The 17,345-nt window shown below is 33.7% G+C and carries 18 protein-coding genes; 4 read left to right on the top strand and 14 right to left on the bottom strand.

Going from position 1 to position 17,345, the window contains the following annotated elements; all coding sequences use genetic code 11:
* Positions 1-58 precede the first annotated feature (58 nt).
* Entirely contained in the window at positions 59-1,093 is a 1,035-nt protein-coding gene (locus SB689_RS02780) for a threonine aldolase family protein (RefSeq protein WP_410690615.1), read from the top strand.
* A 35-nt stretch (positions 1,094-1,128) separates the two neighbouring features.
* On the opposite strand, the gene SB689_RS02775 is transcribed toward SB689_RS02780, so the two are convergent.
* Positions 1,129-1,449, bottom strand: a complete 321-nt coding sequence (locus SB689_RS02775; RefSeq protein ID WP_066758344.1) for a hypothetical protein — start codon at positions 1,447-1,449, stop codon at positions 1,129-1,131.
* 98 nt (positions 1,450-1,547) lie between these two features.
* Positions 1,548-2,045, bottom strand: a complete 498-nt coding sequence (locus SB689_RS02770; RefSeq protein ID WP_410690614.1) for a hypothetical protein — start codon at positions 2,043-2,045, stop codon at positions 1,548-1,550.
* Between the two features lie 260 nt (positions 2,046-2,305).
* Here SB689_RS02770 and SB689_RS02765 point away from each other — a divergent pair, with 260 nt between their 5' ends.
* Positions 2,306-3,265, top strand: a complete 960-nt coding sequence (locus tag SB689_RS02765; protein ID WP_410690613.1) for a hypothetical protein — start codon at positions 2,306-2,308, stop codon at positions 3,263-3,265.
* Positions 3,266-3,358: 93 nt separating this feature from the next.
* Here the strand turns inward: SB689_RS02765 and SB689_RS02760 are convergent, their stop codons facing one another.
* The 11 genes from SB689_RS02760 to SB689_RS02710 all read right to left on the bottom strand — a co-directional run bounded on the left by SB689_RS02760 (position 3,359) and on the right by SB689_RS02710 (position 13,402).
* Complete coding sequence (locus tag SB689_RS02760; protein WP_410690612.1) at positions 3,359-3,919, bottom strand: DUF4256 domain-containing protein; 561 nt, start codon at positions 3,917-3,919, stop codon at positions 3,359-3,361.
* A gap of 50 nt (positions 3,920-3,969) precedes the next feature.
* Entirely contained in the window at positions 3,970-4,359 is a 390-nt protein-coding gene (locus tag SB689_RS02755) for a DoxX family protein (RefSeq protein ID WP_410690611.1), read from the bottom strand.
* Between the two features lie 19 nt (positions 4,360-4,378).
* Positions 4,379-4,957 (bottom strand): YdeI/OmpD-associated family protein, encoded by a 579-nt coding sequence (locus tag SB689_RS02750; RefSeq protein WP_410690609.1) that lies wholly within the window; start codon positions 4,955-4,957, stop codon positions 4,379-4,381.
* A 67-nt stretch (positions 4,958-5,024) separates the two neighbouring features.
* On the bottom strand, positions 5,025-5,492 hold the full coding sequence (locus SB689_RS02745; protein WP_410690608.1) for an SRPBCC family protein: 468 nt from the start codon (positions 5,490-5,492) through the stop codon (positions 5,025-5,027).
* A 5-nt stretch (positions 5,493-5,497) separates the two neighbouring features.
* Positions 5,498-5,821 carry an ArsR/SmtB family transcription factor gene (locus SB689_RS02740; RefSeq protein ID WP_410690607.1) on the bottom strand — a complete coding sequence of 108 codons (324 nt, stop codon included), beginning with the start codon at positions 5,819-5,821 and terminating at the stop codon, positions 5,498-5,500.
* A 434-nt stretch (positions 5,822-6,255) separates the two neighbouring features.
* Complete coding sequence (locus SB689_RS02735; protein WP_410690606.1) at positions 6,256-7,059, bottom strand: helix-turn-helix domain-containing protein; 804 nt, start codon at positions 7,057-7,059, stop codon at positions 6,256-6,258.
* 19 nt (positions 7,060-7,078) lie between these two features.
* Positions 7,079-7,480 (bottom strand): GlcG/HbpS family heme-binding protein, encoded by a 402-nt coding sequence (locus SB689_RS02730; protein WP_410690605.1) that lies wholly within the window; start codon positions 7,478-7,480, stop codon positions 7,079-7,081.
* A 67-nt stretch (positions 7,481-7,547) separates the two neighbouring features.
* Entirely contained in the window at positions 7,548-8,339 is a 792-nt protein-coding gene (locus tag SB689_RS02725; RefSeq protein WP_410690604.1) for an SDR family oxidoreductase, read from the bottom strand.
* Between the two features lie 212 nt (positions 8,340-8,551).
* Complete coding sequence (locus SB689_RS02720) at positions 8,552-9,070, bottom strand: DUF2911 domain-containing protein (protein ID WP_410690603.1); 519 nt, start codon at positions 9,068-9,070, stop codon at positions 8,552-8,554.
* 35 nt (positions 9,071-9,105) lie between these two features.
* The gene (locus SB689_RS02715; protein ID WP_410690602.1) at positions 9,106-10,797 is read right to left on the bottom strand and encodes a sodium:solute symporter; all 1,692 of its coding nucleotides are present in this window, start codon (positions 10,795-10,797) and stop codon (positions 9,106-9,108) included.
* A 100-nt stretch (positions 10,798-10,897) separates the two neighbouring features.
* Entirely contained in the window at positions 10,898-13,402 is a 2,505-nt protein-coding gene (locus SB689_RS02710) for a PIG-L family deacetylase (RefSeq protein ID WP_410690601.1), read from the bottom strand.
* Between the two features lie 261 nt (positions 13,403-13,663).
* On the opposite strand from SB689_RS02710, the gene SB689_RS02705 reads away from it, so the two are divergent.
* Positions 13,664-15,253 carry a T9SS type A sorting domain-containing protein gene (locus tag SB689_RS02705; RefSeq protein ID WP_410690600.1) on the top strand — a complete coding sequence of 530 codons (1,590 nt, stop codon included), beginning with the start codon at positions 13,664-13,666 and terminating at the stop codon, positions 15,251-15,253.
* 141 nt (positions 15,254-15,394) lie between these two features.
* Here the strand turns inward: SB689_RS02705 and SB689_RS02700 are convergent, their stop codons facing one another.
* Positions 15,395-16,288 carry a helix-turn-helix domain-containing protein gene (locus tag SB689_RS02700; RefSeq protein WP_410690599.1) on the bottom strand — a complete coding sequence of 298 codons (894 nt, stop codon included), beginning with the start codon at positions 16,286-16,288 and terminating at the stop codon, positions 15,395-15,397.
* Positions 16,289-16,490: 202 nt separating this feature from the next.
* Between SB689_RS02700 and SB689_RS02695 the strand changes: the two genes are divergently transcribed.
* The gene (locus SB689_RS02695) at positions 16,491-17,342 is read left to right on the top strand and encodes an aldo/keto reductase (RefSeq protein WP_410690598.1); all 852 of its coding nucleotides are present in this window, start codon (positions 16,491-16,493) and stop codon (positions 17,340-17,342) included.
* Positions 17,343-17,345 lie beyond the last annotated feature (3 nt).

The raw sequence follows: 17,345 nt of genomic DNA, 5'->3' as shown, positions 1-17,345 counted from the left end.
TAACAAAATATTATTAAAATTCAGGTCTTGTTAATTTAACTTTTTTTAATTTTACTGTATGAAATTTTCATTTAAAAACGACTATTCAGAGGGATGCCACCCGAATATCTTGCAGGCACTTTTACAAAGTAATCTCAATCAGCAGGCTGGCTATGGCGAAGACGAATATTCTTTACAGGCTAAAGAATTAATTAAAGAAAAAATTAAAAATCCTAATTCGGACATCTATTTTGTTTCTGGCGGAACACAGGCAAATTTAATTGTAATCTCTTCTATTTTAAGACCTTATCAATGTGCAATTTCGGCTTCTACAGGACATATTTTAAATAATGAAACCGGAGCAATCGAAGCGACAGGCCATAAAATATTAAATATTGAAACAGAAGATGGGAAATTAAGACCAACGGATATTACTCCTGTTTTGGAAAGTCATCAAAATATTCCGCATCAGGTAATGCCAAAATTGGTTTATATTTCGAATTCTACTGAGCTTGGAACGATTTATAATGCAAAAGAATTAGAAGAATTATCTGCTTTTTGCAAGCAAAAAAATCTGTATTTATTTATGGATGGGGCAAGACTGGGGCACGGTTTAACATCTGAAATAAGTGATTTAACTTTAGAAAAAGTAGCGGAACTAACGGATATTTTTTATTTAGGCGGAACCAAAAACGGAGCATTGATTGGAGAAGCAATTGTTATTAATAATCAGGAACTTAAACAGGATTTTGGTTTTAATATTAAACAAAAAGGAGCATTATTGGCAAAAGGAAGATTACTTGGAATTCAGTTTTTGGAACTGATGAAAAATGATCTGTATTTTGATCTGGCAAAACACGCTAATAATCAGGCGATGAAGATTAAAAATGCAATGAAAAATAAAGGAATACAATTTCTTTCCGATACTTATACCAATCAAATATTTCCGATTTTGAGTAATGATTTAATTGATATTTTATCTGAAAAATTTGAGTTTTATGTTTGGAAGAAAATTGATGAAAATAATTCTGCAATTCGTCTTATAACTTCTTGGAATACAGGCGATGAACCTGTAGACAGTTTTATAGAAATCATTAATAGTGAATTATCATAATTAAAAAAACAGCCTGATTACAGGCTGTTTTTATTTTAATCTTCAACAAGTATTTTTTTGATACCTTCAATGACTTCATTTTCAAGTTTTTTAATCTTTTCCTTTTTCATGTACATATAAATACCGATTGGGAAACAAAAAATAAGATATAACAAAGCAGAATCTGAAGCTGTTTCTGTGGTTACTTTTCCAATCTCAGGTTTTGCATTTATTTTCACATTTCCTGTTAATGTAAATCCACTGGTTCTTACTTGAAGTGCTCCAAAACTTGTCTGAATTTTATATTGTGGAAACGTTTTCTTCAGTCCATCAATCAATTCATTTTTCGAAAACGGTTTAAAATTTAAACTTTGCATAGTGTTTGTTATTAATAATTTTTGTTAGTATGAGTGTGAGCCCGTACTATAGCAAATACCATGCAATATATTTCAATAATTAGGGAATAATTGATGTTTTATTTTAAAACTTTTGAAATCAATTTGCAATCAACTAATTTATAACCTGTTCCCTCATATTTTATCTTGTTTTCATGAACGAATTTAGTGCCTGTCTGAGAATCTCTTTCACCAACACCTTCAATTATTGCGTCTTTTTTCTGTAGAAAATAAATGTCGTTTGTATTTCCTGATTTTCCTTCTGCAGCAAATTCATAAGTCAACTTAAGCGTATCGCCAGATTTTATTCCGGATAGAGTTCCCGTTGAACTGTCTTTTTCGCTGTTTTTATAAGATAATTTTCCCGTAATGGTTCCTAAATTATCATCAATAGTAGCAAAAACACTGTCTTTTCCAACAACTCCTAAATAGCAGAATGATTTTGGGCCCAGCGTATCAACCACAGGTTCAGTTGTTGCCACTGTATCCACATCTGTTTTTGGAGTTATAGTTTCCGTTTTTTTATTACAGTTCATCAAAAAAAATGATACCGAACTTAATAAGATTAATTTTTTCATACCTTTTTTATTATGTTAAATCAAATTTCGTGCTGCTAAAATAATAATACTATTTTTAATATAATTAAATATAAATTAAAAATAATATTTAGTTTTAAATGTATTTATGATTTTAATTTAAGCAATAATGATAAAATTATGAATGATTTTCCTAATCGCTGAGAATCGCTTAAAAAATATATTTCCGAATAAATATTCGTACACCAGAAAAATAATTTGAGGCATGATTAATGTTTCCATACTATTAAAAATTCATTGTTATGAAAAGTTTGCTTAAAATTATTTTTGTTGTTGTATTTATTTTTGGACTTAATCAATTAAAAGCAGAAACTCCACAAAATTATATTTATACATCTTCAGGAGATCTTCAGAAAATTGAAAAGCTCATCACTCGAAAAGATATTCGAGGAGTTCAAATTGTTTATAATTGGAAATCATTAGAAACAGCGAAAGATGTTTATGATTTTTCTAGAATTGAAAACGATCTTGATTATTTAACCAAATTGAATAGAAAATTATTTATTCAACTTCAAGATAGATTTTTTGAACCGGAAGCGAAATATGTGCCGGATTATATTTTAAATGAAAAAGAATATAAAGGAGGCTTGGTTCCACAATTTGATAATCCCGGAGAAAATAAACCGATTGGAAATGGTTGGGTTACTCAACAATGGAATTCTGCGGTTCAGCAAAGATTTCAAAAACTGATAGGAGAGTTGGCTAGAAAATTTGATGGAAAAATCCAAGGAATCAATTTACCGGAAACTGCGATTGACATTGATATGAAAAGAGATAAAACAGGTTTCAGTTGTGATAAATATTTTCAGGCTGAACTTGACAATTTAAAATTTACAAGAAGTATTTTTAAAAAATCATACGTTTTACAATATGTGAATTTTTTTCCGTGTGAATGGGAAAATGACCATAAATATATGTCCAGATTGTTTGAATTTGCGAAAGAAAATAATGTAGGTTTGGGCGGACCGGATATTGTTCCGAATAAAAATGCACAGATGAAAAATTCATATCCATTTTTTAATAAGTATAAAGGAAATTTACCTTTGATAGCAATGGCTGTGCAGGAACCGACTTTAACCTATAAAAATCCAAAGACTAAAAAACCTTTTACAAAAGAAGAGTTTGTAGAGTATGCCGAAAATTATTTAGGAGTTAACATAATATTTTGGAGTGTAGAATCTCCTTGGTTGAAAAATTCCTAATTGATTTTAAACCATTAAGATTTATTTTATTGTAATTATAAAACTTAATATTCTTAATTACTTAATTGAATCTTAATGGTTTAATTATTTTTGTCATAATTTCAAACAGCCCCGAAAACCTCTTGCTGCATAATAAGAATCTGCACCGTTATGGTATGTGAAAACGGTATTATAACGGCGATCACAGAAAATAGCACCGCCTAATTCTCTAATATTGGCAGGAGTTTTTATCCAACTTGAAGTTTTTAAATCAAATTTTCCGAGCTGTTGAAGTTGGTGATATTGCTCTTCTGATAATAGTTCAATGCCCATTTCTGAGGCTTTATCGATCACATTACTTTCAGGTCTATTGGCTTTTCTTGCTTCCCAAGCTTGATAATCGTAGCAAAAACTTCTGCGTTTTGGGCTTTCTGCGGAACAATCGAAGAAGATATATTCATCATTTTTTTTGTCATAATCAACAACATCTGGCTCACCTTCAGTTTCTTCCATTTCGTTCAATGACCAGAGTTTATCAGGATTTTCTTCCAGTTTTGACTGAATTTTATCCCAATCAAGACCTTTATGACGATTCATATTCTTTTCAAATCGGTTTCTTAAAGTTTTAAGTAAAGCTCGTGCCTGTTCTGAGGGTAGTTTTTTATTGTTTTTCATACGGACGATATTTGTGTTAGAAATTAAAGTTTAAATGTATTCAAAAATAATTAAATAAATTTTCTGTCTGATGGTCGGAAATACCAAGAAATACAAGTAATAATAAGAAGCAATAATGGCGGAAAAGTCCTGCCAATCGGATCTCCGACAAGAATATGAGAAACCAAAGCTCCGGACATAGCGAAGAAAAATCCGGCATAAGCCCATTCTTTTAATAGTGGATATTTTGGGATTAATGCGATAATAACTCCCAATATTTTGCAGATTCCAATGATGCTCATTAAGTAAATTGGGTAGCCTAGTTTTGTGAAATTTTCTACTTCATCTTTGTTTTTCATCAGTTGAACAATGGCTGTTGAAACCATTCCCAAAGACATCCAAAGAGTGAAAATCCAGTAGATAATCTTGTTCCTTTTTTGTGATTTATTTTGTGTTTCCATTTTTATAATTATTTAGTAATTAATCATTTATACCTTTTCCGATAAGGATATCAGGAATACATTTCTCAATCCTTGATTCGCGGGTTTTCGTTTGTTTTGCAGATGAAAAGTAGAGTAGATAAGCTCTTTGTCTTCCGGGAGTTAATGCTTCAAAAGCTTCTTTTAAGGCTGAATTTTCCTCTAATTTTTTTTGAAATTCTTCAACCATTTCAAACTGTTTGGTTTCTTTCATTTCTACTTTTATGCCTGATTTTTCTACTTCAAGAGCTTCAAACATATAGTTTTTAATGATTTTCTCTAAATCAACAATTTCTTTTAATTCCGTAAATCGAATTTGTCTTGCAGCCTGCACATTTTCAGATTGTTGGATTAAAATATTGTCTGAATCATTCATCAAAGCACCTTTGAAAAATAGGAGTGCGCAATATTCTTTAAATCCGTGGATCAAAAAAATATTTTTACCATGATAGGTATAACACGGACATCCCCATTTTAGATCTTCCTCAAGGCCTGTGTCCAGAGCAATTGTTCTTAATTTTTCAAATTCTTTCTGCCATTGTTTGGCATTATCAAAGAAGAAATCAACTTTAGGATTCATAATTTATGAGTGATAAGTAATTGGTAATGAGTAATATTTGTCAATCATTAATTTTAATGATGAGCTTTTAAGCTTCCTTAGAAAAAATTTCCTGCAGGCGATTATGAGCCATATTTAATCCTTGTGCAAATGGAAGTTTAAGGATTTGATCTCTGTAATCAACTGATTTGTAAATAGTTTTAATTACTATTTTGCTTGTGTTTTCCGTTAATTTTTCAAATTCTAAAAACTCTAGCTGAACGGGAAAAGGAGTGTTTTCCATTTGGAAAGTTCTTGTAATCTTTTGATTCTGAACAAATTCGTGAATCGTTCCATTGGCACGAAAAACTATATCGCCTTGAGGATTTGATGTTTCAAACTGATATCCGCCATGTTGTTGATTTTCAAGCTTTAAAACTTTTGTTCCCATCCATTGTTCAACCAATTCGGCTTCTGTATAAGCTTTGAATAATAGCTCTAAAGGTAAATCAAACTCTCTTGTAATAAGGATTTCCTGCTTGTTGTCTTCGGCTTGAATTTTCGTTTTTAGTTCCATATTTTCTATTTTTTCTGTTGATAGACTTTCATTACGCTTTCTAATTTATTGAATTTTTCGTCCCACATTTGACGGAAAGGTTCAATAAAATTGGCAATTTCTTTCATTTTATTTGGATTGAGATGATAGATCATTTCGCGGCCATTTTGTTCCTGAGTTAATAATTCACATTCTGTAAGGATCTGCAAATGTTTTGAAACAGTAGGTCGGGCGGTGTCAAAATTCGAAGCAATAGCGCCAGCAGTCATAGATTGAGTGGCAACCAACATAAGAATTGATCTTCTTGTAGGATCGGCTATGGCCTGAAAAACATCTCGTCTTAAATTCATTACGTAGTTATTTGACTACAAATATATGTGAAGTTATTTGACTACGCAAATTTATTTTTATAAAATGCTGATTTTTAATGATTAATGGATCGAAATTGAAATGAGACTCAAATAAAGCACTTAATTTAAGTCAGGTATTATGCTATCTAAGTGTATTAATACTGGGTAAATGGCTGAAAATAATCTAAAGATAATTTTGCCGTTTTCTGGTTGGAATATAGTAGGTGTACTCTTCTTTTTCGGCAAAATATAAAATACCTATAATTAATATTATGTTAAATTGAATATATCGACAGTTTTTATTCAACTATAAATTGTATCTATAATATATTGATTAGCTTATTTTTTACACTTGAAGTTTCTAAAGATCATTCACAGTCTTTTAGAAATATCGGCTTTTGTTTTTCTTTGTAATGTTGTATGAAATCCCTATTTTAAATTTGTGATGTGGTTAAACCAAATTTTTCTTTGAACGATGTATAAAAATGAGATAGATTTTCAAAACCTAAATCCAAATAAAATTCGGCTGGCTTTTGTTTTTTGTGCTTGATTAAATAATGGGCTTCTTCCAAACGTTTTGCAAGTAACCATTGTTTTGGCGTAGCATTAAATGTTTTGGTAAAATCACGTTTAAATCCTGAAAGACTTCTCCCAGTAAGCTTTGCGAAAGATGATACCGAAATATTGAACATATAATTTTGGTTCATAAACTCTTCCAAATCTATTTTGTAAGGTTCGGAAAAATCGAATAAAATTTTTTTAAAATCAGGGTTACTTTGTAATAATAATTCTATCGCTTCCCTGATTTTTAAATCTGCTAACCGTGACGTTGCTTCTTTGGTCTTATTGATATAAGGAGCTAATGAACTGAAATAATTTTGTAGAAAATCATCGGGTTCAAAAAACAATTTCTGTTTGCCTGCATATTTTTTATCAATCACGATTTTGTTTTCTAAGGCATATTGCTGTAAGGTTTCCTTGTCCAACGTGATCGACAAAAACTGGTATTTTCCTGATTTTGCGGGATATTTAGTTGTTCTTATTAATTGGTTTTTCCGAACCAATATGATGGTGTTTTCAGGAATTACCGTATTTCCATCTGCGTGAAAAGCGTGTGTTTCACCCGATAGTTGAAATCCTAAAAAATGTTCGGGAATAAATTCTTCATTTCCTCTGTGCTTTTCAAAAACACAGGAATAGACCAACTTATCGAAAATGATTTCACGCTTTGCTTCCATACTACAAATATCTTAAAATTTAATTGAGCAAAACCGCTCCTGCACTCGCAATTTCCTTATCTTGTTCTGGTGAACCGCCCGAAGATGCAATAGCTCCGATGATTTTGCCTTCTTTGTTCTTAATAACAACTCCACCAGCAATGGTCAATAACCCGTTGTTTGAATTCAACATTCCGTAGCCGTGAATGTCTGCTTCAGAAACAATTGTTCCCATTACGTCGCTATCTACGCCAAACATTACTGCAGTTCTGGCTTTTTTTATGGCGAATTCTATCACGCCAAAAACGCTGTCTAATCTTGCAAATGCAACCAAATGTCCGCCTGTATCTACCACAGCAACACTAACGGGAATATTTAAAGTTTTGGCTTTTTCAATTGAAGCATTCAATGCTTTTGTTGCTTCGTTATAGTTTATGTTCATCCTTTTTAAATTTAATTAATGATAAAAAAGAAAGCACAGTTTTTTGAACCGTACTTTCTGAATTTTTTTAGCTTTTTGCCGTCCAAGCATCTGCTTGTAATTGTTTTACAAAATCTTCGGTTTCTTTTGGATGTACATTTCTGAAATTTGAATTTTCATTCAAAGCCACATCAACAATACATTCTGCCATTGATTGCGGGTCTAATTGATTTGCCAAAGCTTCAGCAGTACCGTCGAATGCCGATGAAGGTGTGAAATTGGTTTCAGGATTGTACCAACGGTTGATGGTGTCAACTCCCCGATCGTTAAAACCAGTTCCAAAAATGCCCGGATTACAAGTTGCAATTTTGATATTGAAAGGTGCTAATTCTGTTTTCAGACCTTCGGCAATTGAACCCATTGCGTGTTTAGATGCACAATAAGCGGCAACGTAAGGAACCGTCCATAATTCGCCCATAGAAGTTGTGAAAACAATTTTTCCTGGTCTTTTTTCGTCAATAAATTTTTTGATGAAACCTTGAGCCAACTGCAATCCTCCAAAAACATTTACATCAAACATCGAACGAATTAAATCTAAAGGCTGCTCGGCAATTGGACCGCCTTCCATTATTCCTGCGTTGCTGATTAAAATATCGATATCGTATTTTTGAGTGATGTAAGCAATGTCTGTTGTATTCGTTACATCCAATTTATCAACAGTCAATTCTATTCCCTGTTCTTTGGCTTCTCTTATCAAGTCGCTCATTTGCGGATAAACTTGTGCCGTAGCAATTACTTTGTGCCCTTTTTTAGCTAAATCAAAAGCAGCAATTTTTCCAAATCCACTTGCTGCTCCTGTAATTAAAATTCTTTTGCTCATATTTTCTATATTTAAAAGTTATAGAGCAAAATTGAACGAATTAACGATGAAATTAGTTTGTGAGAGGCTCAAGTTTGTATTGGTGGGAAGCTCAATAAAAACTTAGAGCTACCCTATCATTTTTGTTTTATAGTAGAAGTTTTAATGGATATAACTTCAACATTCCAAAAAAAATCCCGAATTAACGGGATTTTAATTTTTCATATATACATTTATTTTATCTCCACAGGAACTGAGATTTTATCCCAATCCATTGTAAATCCATTGCTGTTTATTTTATAAACTAAAGTTTCCTGTGTTGCTGGTAAAGCCTTTGTTTTTACATCAACACGTAAAGCATCTTTAGCTTGTTCGTATTTATAAGCACCCCATTGTTTTGGCTCTTTATTAAAAATCGCAGTCCAGGTTCCGCTTTGTTTAGGGATCAAGAAAAAGCTGTATTTACCTGCAGGCAATTTTTTACCCTGAACGGTAATATCTTTATCCGTTTCGAAAGTAGTCGCTTCATTGGCACCCGCTCTCCAAACTTTATCATAAGCTTCTAGACCACCCCAGATTGTACGTCCTTTTACAGAAGGACTGCTATAGGCGATCGTAATATTTGCATCTTTAATTTTTCCTGTAGCAGTAGCTGGAGGACTCGCAGGTTTTTTAGTTTCCTGTGCAAAGGCATTTACAGAAATCGTCATTGCAGCAACAAGGACGGTAGCAGATTTAAGAATTGCTTTCATACTATTTTTATTTGTTTGTTTTTGTTATTGTTCGTTTACGAATTTACGGCTTTCGGCTTATAAAATAACAACCCGATTGCAGAAAATATAATTACTGCCGCTGCTCCGATTACGTTCAACCAAAGGAAAGAAACAATATCGAACTGATAAACGGCAATAACTGTAATTTCTGATAAAATGGCAGCAATAAATACATTCGAACCGGTAATTTTTTTATAATAAAATGCAACAAGAAAAATCCCCAATATCGGACCGTAGAAAAGAGAGCCCAATACATTCACCGCTTCAATAAGGGAACCCATTTGAGTGGCAAACATCGCTACACCGATTGAGAAAATACCCCAAGCTAAAGTATGTAGACGACTGTATTTCAATTCCGTTTTGTCATCAGGAATTTCTTTTTTAAATATTAAATGAACATCTTTTAATGAACAAGCGGCAAGGGAATTCAGAGCTGCCGAAATGGAACCCCAGCTCGCCAGAAAAATAACGGCAAACAGTAAACCAATCATCCCTACAGGCAAGGTATTTTTTACAAAATACAGGAAAATGTAATTCGTATCCGTTTTCTCTGCATTATAATTTGAATTATTAATCGCTTCCTCTACCTTTCCGTGAAGTGCTTTTACCTCGGTTTGTGTATTTTTAAAATCCTGAATTGTTTTTGTGAGTTGGGGAGATTGAGTTTCTTTCAACTTTAAAATTTCTTTCGATTCTGCATTGAATTTTAGTTGTAAATCCTGATGCTCTTTTTCAAAAACCGCAGCCTGTTCAGGTTTTGTTTCTTTTAAATGTTGATAAGACCGTTCATTAAAATAAATCGGAGCCGGTTTTAGAGAAAAGAAAGCGAAAAGCAAAGCACCGATCAAAAGAATAGCAAACTGCATCGGAATTTTAACCAATCCGTTCAACAGCAAGCCCATTTTCGCATTGGTATTGTCTTTCGCGGTAATATATCTCCCGACCTGACTCTGGTCAGTACCAAAGTAAGACAATGCCAGAAAAAAACCGCCAATCAATCCGCTCCAGATATTGTATTTATCTTTCCAGTCGAATTCTGTGGTGATTACATTGAGTTTTCCGGATTTCCCCGCCAGATAAAGCGCGTCGTTAAAACCAATTCCATTCGGCATATTTTGAATAAGTAAATATCCTGCAAAAGCCATGGTTCCCAGAATAATGAGAAACTGTAATTTTTGAGTGTGAGCGATTGCTTTTGCCCCGCCAACATAGGTGTAAATCAACAGAATACCGCCTGTTAAAACATTCGTTAAGTAAATATTCCAGTTTAAAACGCTTGATAAGATGATACTCGGAGCGTAAATACTGATTCCTGTTGATAAACCTCTGGAAAAAAGGAAAAGCAGTGAAGTCAATACCCTTGTTTTTTTATCAAAACGGTTTTCTAAATATTCATAGGCGGTGTACACATTTAAGCGCTGAAAAATCGGGATGAAAGTGATACAGATCACAATCATCGCCAAAGGCAGACCAAAGTAATACTGAACGAAACGCATCCCGTCTGTATAAGCCTGTCCCGGTGCTGAAAGAAATGTAATGGCACTTGCCTGCGTAGCCATAATACCGATCAACACAATGTACCAAGGCATTTTATTATCTGCTTTCAGGTAGGATTCGTTGCTTTTTTGACCACGACCGATAAATACGCCGTAAACAACCACTGCAACCAATGTAAAAATAAGAACTGTCCAATCTATCGTACTCATGCCCAGAATTTAGTAAACCAATAATAAAATACAATCTGAGATATTAATGCAACGGCTAATAATATATACCAGATATTCCAATTTTTAAGTTGCTTGTTCATCAGTTTTTCTGTGCAGATAAAAAGTTTAAAAATAATCTTGCCGCCCCAACATTTCCCGCAGGTAATTGTCTGAAAAATGCCAACGGGGTATAAATAAAATTACCTTTCCCGTATTTGGCATATAAAGTTGATCCCTGCAAAGGCTCTTCATTGGTATCGTGCATTTCAAAAAGTGGTTCATAAGCTGCATCCCATTGATCAGGGAAATAGGCGCCACGCTCCTGTACCCAGCCTTTAAAATCATTTGTAGTAATTTTGTTCGGAAAGTTCAGTAATTTATGATTTGGATTAAAAAATTTAACCTCAGCATTTTCTTCGGTAACGCGTTTATTGGCAATATTGAAATTATACATTCCCAATTGGTTAACTGTTGTATCCTGATTCGTGTTATACTGCATCACCAAATTACCTCCGGCTTTTACGTAAGACCATAAAAAAGGCATCCAACGTCCTAGTTTTTTCTCCGTATTATTGGCACGAACACCAAATACAATAGCATCATATTGTGATAGCTTGTTTTGACTTCCGTTTCCGCCAGATTCATCTAAGTTGCCATAAAAATCTTCGTCTTTCAAAACATCTACCTGAATGCCCGCAATACGCAGGAATTCAGGAATGAAATCGCCAGCTCCTTGTATGTAACCCACTTTTTTAACCTTCGCCTGAATATCGCCTTTCATTACGGTTACAGTTGCAGGCGTAAAATATTGTAATGAAGGTAAATGAGGATATTGAATTAATACTTGTTTTTTATTATAAGTTACTCCATCTGCAACAAAATTGGCATCCAATTGTAACTGATTTGATTTTATTGAAGCAAGTTTAGTTTTTGGAATGACATAATCAACAGAAAAATCTTTTCCATTCATTGATTTTAAATCGCCGCCGCCCAATCGTTCTCCATTATATAACAAGTTTACTTTACCGTTACTGAACTGTTTATTAGAATTAATTTTAAAATTTAAACTCAAATGTAAATCTTCATTTTCTTTGACTAAATAAAGCGGTTGTGTAAATTTCAGTTCCAATGCAGGAACAATGCGCAAGGCTTCTACCACATCACCACGCACCGGATCTAATTTCTTGAAAGATAAAGGAAGTTTAACCTGAAACTTTTCCGAACCGATTTTTAAACCAATCAAAACATTCAGTGGTGATTCTGCCTCGGGTAAACCAATTAAAGTATCATTTGGAACAGAGAAAGTTGCTGCATTCGTCGGAGGTTTTGCCAACCAGTAAGGTTCTGTAAGTATTGCGTCTGCAGGAATCTGAATGTCGTGCTGAATGGTAATTAAAGAATCTTTTGACAGTTTTCTGTTGAAACTTTCTGACTGACTTAACCATTTTATATCTTCTAAAACCACAGGATTTGCAGCTCTTGAAATCAAATTTAATCTGAAATTGTAATGATCACCGACAACAGCTTCAGCCTGATTGGTAACAGCTTCGCCCATAAACCCCGCACAGCTTAAAATGATATTGTCGAGAGATTTAATTTTATCCTTTTTTAAGTCTGAATCCTGTAGTGCAGTGACCTTTTTTCGTAAAACAAGCAAAGCTGGCAAACTACGGTCTGGCTCGTTGAAATTGAAATCGGAAATAATTTTATCTAACGATTGATCAATATCAGCGTTTCCTTGTGAAGTCCAGGTTTTAGTTATTCCATCAAAAAGTGTTGCTTTTGCAGGCTCGCCGATAACATGGGAAAAATATTCAGTTTTTATTCCGGCTACGGACTGTGTCCCTGCACCTTGGCTTTTATGTAAACTTCTGCTTAATCCTGCCAATTCGCCATAACCCATTCCCAATTGTGCATCATATTGCCCAACCGTGACTTTCAGTTGATTTTCAGCGGTCGTATTGTTGTTACCAAATCGGAAAGTGTTCCATAATACGCGTTTTGGCTGCCATACATTCACATATTTTAATTGATCCGGGAAAGCCGTTTTATCACCAGCCAGCTTAAAAGCTTTTTCCGCAACCACAGCCGAAGCCGCGTGTTGTCCATGCCCTGCTGCTGCAGTAGGAGGAAAACGACAAATAATAACATCAGGACGGAATTTACGGATTGCCCAAACTACATCAGCTATAATACTATTTTCATCCCATTGTTTAAAGGTATCGGTCGTATTTTTAGAGAACCCGAAATCAATCGCGCGGGTAAAAAATTGTTGGGCACCGTCTAACTTTCTTGCCTCTAAAAGTTCATGTGTTCTGATTAAACCCAATGCAGCACCTTGTTCTGTCCCTAATAAATTCTGACCACCATCACCTCTGGTTAAAGACAAATAGCCCGTTTCTACATTTTGGTCGTTGATTAACCAGGAGAGTAATCCCGTATTTTCATCATCGGGATGAGCTGCGAGGTATAAAACTTTAGGTAGGTGTTTTAGGGTTTTGATTTCGCGGTAAATTTCAGATGATTTTGAAGGTCGAACCTGTTGGGCCGAACAAAAAACCGTATAAAAGCCAAGAATAAATACAGTGCTTACTTTTTTGAACATTTGAATTTGCTTTGCGGGGCAAATATAAGTAAATCATCTTTCTTTCAACCTTAAAAGGAAAAAACAACACTTTTTGCTGACGATTTATAAATCTGTTTTTATGGCTCATGATTTATCATCAACTTAAATAAGGATACAACTTTATAATTTAGGATTAATTTAGTTTTAAAAAAATCTTATTAATTCTAGTTATTAGCTCAAATCTATTTCGATTATTATGGTATAAATTATAATATTTATATTTGCTCAAAATTAATAATTATGAAAAAATATGGAGCATTTTTATTATTTGCTTTTATCTTATTTACACAGAGCATTTCAGCACAAACAGTTCCTATTGAATGGCAAAAGAACTATGGTGGAAGCTACGATGATTCTGGTACCGCTATAGATAATACTCCTGATGGAGGTTATATATTGTTGGGAACAACGAGATCTTCCGATCGCGATGTAACGGGGCTACATGGAAGTCTTTATGATGTTTGGGTAGTTAAAACCAACAGTGTAGGGAATATACAATGGAAAAAATGTTTCGGTGGTACAGGAACAGATGTGGCAAGATTAGTAAAATCAACAAGTGATGGAGGTTACATTTTTGTAGCAGATACTAACTCTAATAATGGAGATCTTACTGGTCATTATGGAAATTTAAATGTTAAAGATGCTTGGATTGTAAAGCTTGATGCTTCCGGTAATCTTCAATGGCAACATCATTTTGGTGGGACTTCAGAAGATTCCGTTTCCTCTGTTGTTGAAACTCCGCAAGGATTTTTAATGGTAGGTTATTCTTATTCATCCAATGAAAATATACCCGCAAATAAAGGTGGAACTGATGCTTTTGCTGCATTTTATGACAAACAGGGAAATCTTCAGTGGGTAAAAAATTATGGTGGTGCGCGTTATGATTATGCTTCTTCTGTAGTGGCTGATAATAACGGGTTTGTTATCGCTGGAAACTCCGCATCCGTAGATGGGGATCTTTTAAATGCTAATTATCACTTAAATGGTAGTGGGGTTTTTTATTCTGATTATTGGGTATTTAAAATTGATTTTTCAGGAAATATGATGTGGAGCAAATATTATGGGGGCCCCGCGGAAGATTTTGCAACCTCTCTTGTAAAAACCACGGATGGTGGATACATTGTCGCTGGTAATGTACAAGCGTATGGAGGAGATATTACACAAAACAATGGAAATACTGATTTTTGGGTTGTTAAATTAGACGCTAATGGGAATATGCAATGGCAAAAGACCTATGGTGGCAGTGGTTCTGATGTACCTGAAGAGATTAGACAGACCTCGGATGGTGGATATATATTGACAGGTATTACCTATGGTAATGGGATAGATGTGACGGGTTACCATATTGGAATCCCGGGTGATATGTGGGTTTTAAAAATTAATAACAGTGGTGTCCGAGAATGGCAAAGAGCTTTAGGAGGTTCTAAAATAGACAGGGGAATGGGAATCGTTGAAGCTACTGATGGAGGCTTTATGGCTTTTGGTACTACGGCTTCTCGTAATGGGGATGGAGATGTGGTTGGCAATCCTTACGAAGTTGCTGATTTATGGTTAGTAAAACTAAATGCAGGTATTTTAGATGTTTCTGAAATTTCTACAACAGTAAAAGATCAAATAAATATTTATCCTAATCCAGCTACTGAACATTTTTTTGTTGACAGTAAAAGTTCAGTGACCCAAGTGAGTCTTTATACTGCTTCAGGAAAATTAATTTCAGAATATTTGTCTCCGGATAAACCTATTGATACAAAAAGTTTTATACCTGGAGTGTATTTTGTTCACATTAAAACAAAAGAGGGCATTACTATAAAAAAACTTATAAAAAAATAAATAATTGTTTTTCAATTATTATATACCGTAAAGAAACTTAACTTCTTATGATTAAAACTAATAAACCTCTCATTTTTGAGAGGTTTATTCTATTATTACTTTGATGTTAAATTTTACTTATATCTAAATAAAGCGCAGTAATTAATTTAAGCTTCTAAAAGCATTCGGTGTCATTCCTGTTTTCTGTTTAAATAATCTTGTGAAATGCTGAGGATATTTAAAACCTAATTCATATGCAATTTCACTAATTGATTTATTCAGATCAAACATTTGCTGTTTCGCAATATCTATAAGTTTTAACTGAATATATTCCTGAGCTGATTTTCCTGTCTCTTTTTTGATAAGATCTCCAAAATAATTGGCTGACAATCTGAGTTCTTCTGCACAATAATTTACATTTGGCAGACCTAATTCTAAAGGTTTATCAGAACTAAAATAATTGGTCAATAAACCTTCAAATCTCTCTACAATACCGTGATTTACAAAATCCCGTGTCATAAATTGTCGGTCATAAAACCTTGTGCAATAATCAAGAAACATTTCAATATTTGATACAATTAGATGCTTACTGTGCTTATCTATAGAATGTTTTAGCTCATACTCAATCTTTTCCAGACAATCCAGGATGATTTTTCGTTCCTGTTCGGATAAATGTAAAGCTTCATTTACGGCATAGGAAAAAAAGCTGTACTCTCCTATTCTTCTGCCTAAGGATGTTCCGTGTATTAAGTCGGGATGAAATACCAATGCGATACCTTGTGGCTGGTAATATTCGTCTTTATTTTCACCAATAACCTGTCCAGGAGCCAGGAATATTAAAGTTCCTTCTTCGTAATCATAATTATTAAGTCCATATCGGAGGTCACCACATTTAATTTGTTTCAAAAAAATGGTATAAAATTCATATCGTAACCTTCTAAATTGTCTTGGATGAGCATGTTGGAGGTCAACGACACTTACCAATGGATGCAGCGTTTCAACATTATTGAAATCATTATACTCTTTTATACGCTTGAAATTTACAATATCATCCATTCCTATATATTTTGATTGAACAGTACAAATTTATTGAATAATCTGCGATTAAACTTAGGTCTCTCAGGTCAATCAGTGATTTTGGTAAGCAATCGGTAATTGGGTTAATAGATTGAGTGTTTATAATCCTGAATTTTGTAAAAGTAAATGATAACGAACCAATTAACAAACAGATAATACATACTTAAATAATTAATTAAAAATGGAAAAAATTACATTAAACAACGGCGTAGAAATGCCCATATTAGGTTTCGGAGTTTTTCAGGTAGCAGATCCTTTAGAATGTGAAAAGGCAGTTTCAGAAGCTATTGAAACAGGATATCGCTTAATAGATACCGCAGCCTCTTATTTAAATGAAAAAGCGGTAGGAAATGCCATCAAAAAAAGCAGTGTTCCGAGAGAAGAATTATTTATCACGACCAAGCTCTGGATTGAAGATACCGGTTATGAAAAAACAAAAGCCGGTTTTCAGAAATCATTGGATTTATTGCAATTAGATTATTTGGATCTATACCTAATTCACCAACCTTATGGTGATATATTCGGTTCATGGAGAGCCATGCAGGAATTGTATCATGAAGGAAAAGTTAGAGCAATTGGTGTTTCAAATTTTCATCCAGACAGGATGATAGACTTGATCGTAAATAGTGGCTTTACCCCTGCTATCAATCAGATAGAAACGCATCCTTTTCATCAGCAAACAGAAAATCAGAAATTTCTTCAGGAAAACAATGTTCAGATTGAATCTTGGGGACCTTTTGCAGAAGGAAAAAATGATATTTTCAAGAATGAAATTTTAGTGAAAATTGCAATTCAATATAACAAATCGGTTGCCCAGATCATTCTTCGTTGGTTAACGCAACGAGGGGTAATTGTAATTCCTAAATCAGTTCGTAAAGAAAGAATGGCGGAGAATTTTGACATATTTGATTTTGAGCTTTCTGCTGAAGATATGGAAATCATCAAGACATTAGATACGAATGCCAGTTTATTTTTTGATCATAGAGACCCAAATATGGTAAAATGGTTAAGCGAGCGTAAAATAACCAGATAAAAA

This window comes from Chryseobacterium sp. SIMBA_038 (genome assembly GCF_046535115.1).
Taxonomy (GTDB): Bacteria; Bacteroidota; Bacteroidia; order Flavobacteriales; family Weeksellaceae; genus Chryseobacterium.
Note: the sequence above shows the minus strand (reverse complement) of the source record. Positions and strands in the feature narration are given on the sequence as shown.

What these genes read in the sequence shown, in the direction of transcription:
- SB689_RS02780 (WP_410690615.1), top strand. Translation starts at nt 59, where the DNA reads ATGAAATTTTCATTTAAAAACGACTATTCAGAGGGATGCCACCCGAAT.
- SB689_RS02775 (WP_066758344.1), bottom strand. Translation starts at nt 1,449, where the DNA reads ATGCAAAGTTTAAATTTTAAACCGTTTTCGAAAAATGAATTGATTGAT.
- SB689_RS02770 (WP_410690614.1), bottom strand. Translation starts at nt 2,045, where the DNA reads ATGAAAAAATTAATCTTATTAAGTTCGGTATCATTTTTTTTGATGAAC.
- SB689_RS02765 (WP_410690613.1), top strand. Translation starts at nt 2,306, where the DNA reads ATGAAAAGTTTGCTTAAAATTATTTTTGTTGTTGTATTTATTTTTGGA.
- SB689_RS02760 (WP_410690612.1), bottom strand. Translation starts at nt 3,919, where the DNA reads ATGAAAAACAATAAAAAACTACCCTCAGAACAGGCACGAGCTTTACTT.
- SB689_RS02755 (WP_410690611.1), bottom strand. Translation starts at nt 4,359, where the DNA reads ATGGAAACACAAAATAAATCACAAAAAAGGAACAAGATTATCTACTGG.
- SB689_RS02750 (WP_410690609.1), bottom strand. Translation starts at nt 4,957, where the DNA reads ATGAATCCTAAAGTTGATTTCTTCTTTGATAATGCCAAACAATGGCAG.
- SB689_RS02745 (WP_410690608.1), bottom strand. Translation starts at nt 5,492, where the DNA reads ATGGAACTAAAAACGAAAATTCAAGCCGAAGACAACAAGCAGGAAATC.
- SB689_RS02740 (WP_410690607.1), bottom strand. Translation starts at nt 5,821, where the DNA reads ATGAATTTAAGACGAGATGTTTTTCAGGCCATAGCCGATCCTACAAGA.
- SB689_RS02735 (WP_410690606.1), bottom strand. Translation starts at nt 7,059, where the DNA reads ATGGAAGCAAAGCGTGAAATCATTTTCGATAAGTTGGTCTATTCCTGT.
- SB689_RS02730 (WP_410690605.1), bottom strand. Translation starts at nt 7,480, where the DNA reads ATGAACATAAACTATAACGAAGCAACAAAAGCATTGAATGCTTCAATT.
- SB689_RS02725 (WP_410690604.1), bottom strand. Translation starts at nt 8,339, where the DNA reads ATGAGCAAAAGAATTTTAATTACAGGAGCAGCAAGTGGATTTGGAAAA.
- SB689_RS02720 (WP_410690603.1), bottom strand. Translation starts at nt 9,070, where the DNA reads ATGAAAGCAATTCTTAAATCTGCTACCGTCCTTGTTGCTGCAATGACG.
- SB689_RS02715 (WP_410690602.1), bottom strand. Translation starts at nt 10,797, where the DNA reads ATGAGTACGATAGATTGGACAGTTCTTATTTTTACATTGGTTGCAGTG.
- SB689_RS02710 (WP_410690601.1), bottom strand. Translation starts at nt 13,402, where the DNA reads ATGTTCAAAAAAGTAAGCACTGTATTTATTCTTGGCTTTTATACGGTT.
- SB689_RS02705 (WP_410690600.1), top strand. Translation starts at nt 13,664, where the DNA reads ATGAAAAAATATGGAGCATTTTTATTATTTGCTTTTATCTTATTTACA.
- SB689_RS02700 (WP_410690599.1), bottom strand. Translation starts at nt 16,288, where the DNA reads ATGGATGATATTGTAAATTTCAAGCGTATAAAAGAGTATAATGATTTC.
- SB689_RS02695 (WP_410690598.1), top strand. Translation starts at nt 16,491, where the DNA reads ATGGAAAAAATTACATTAAACAACGGCGTAGAAATGCCCATATTAGGT.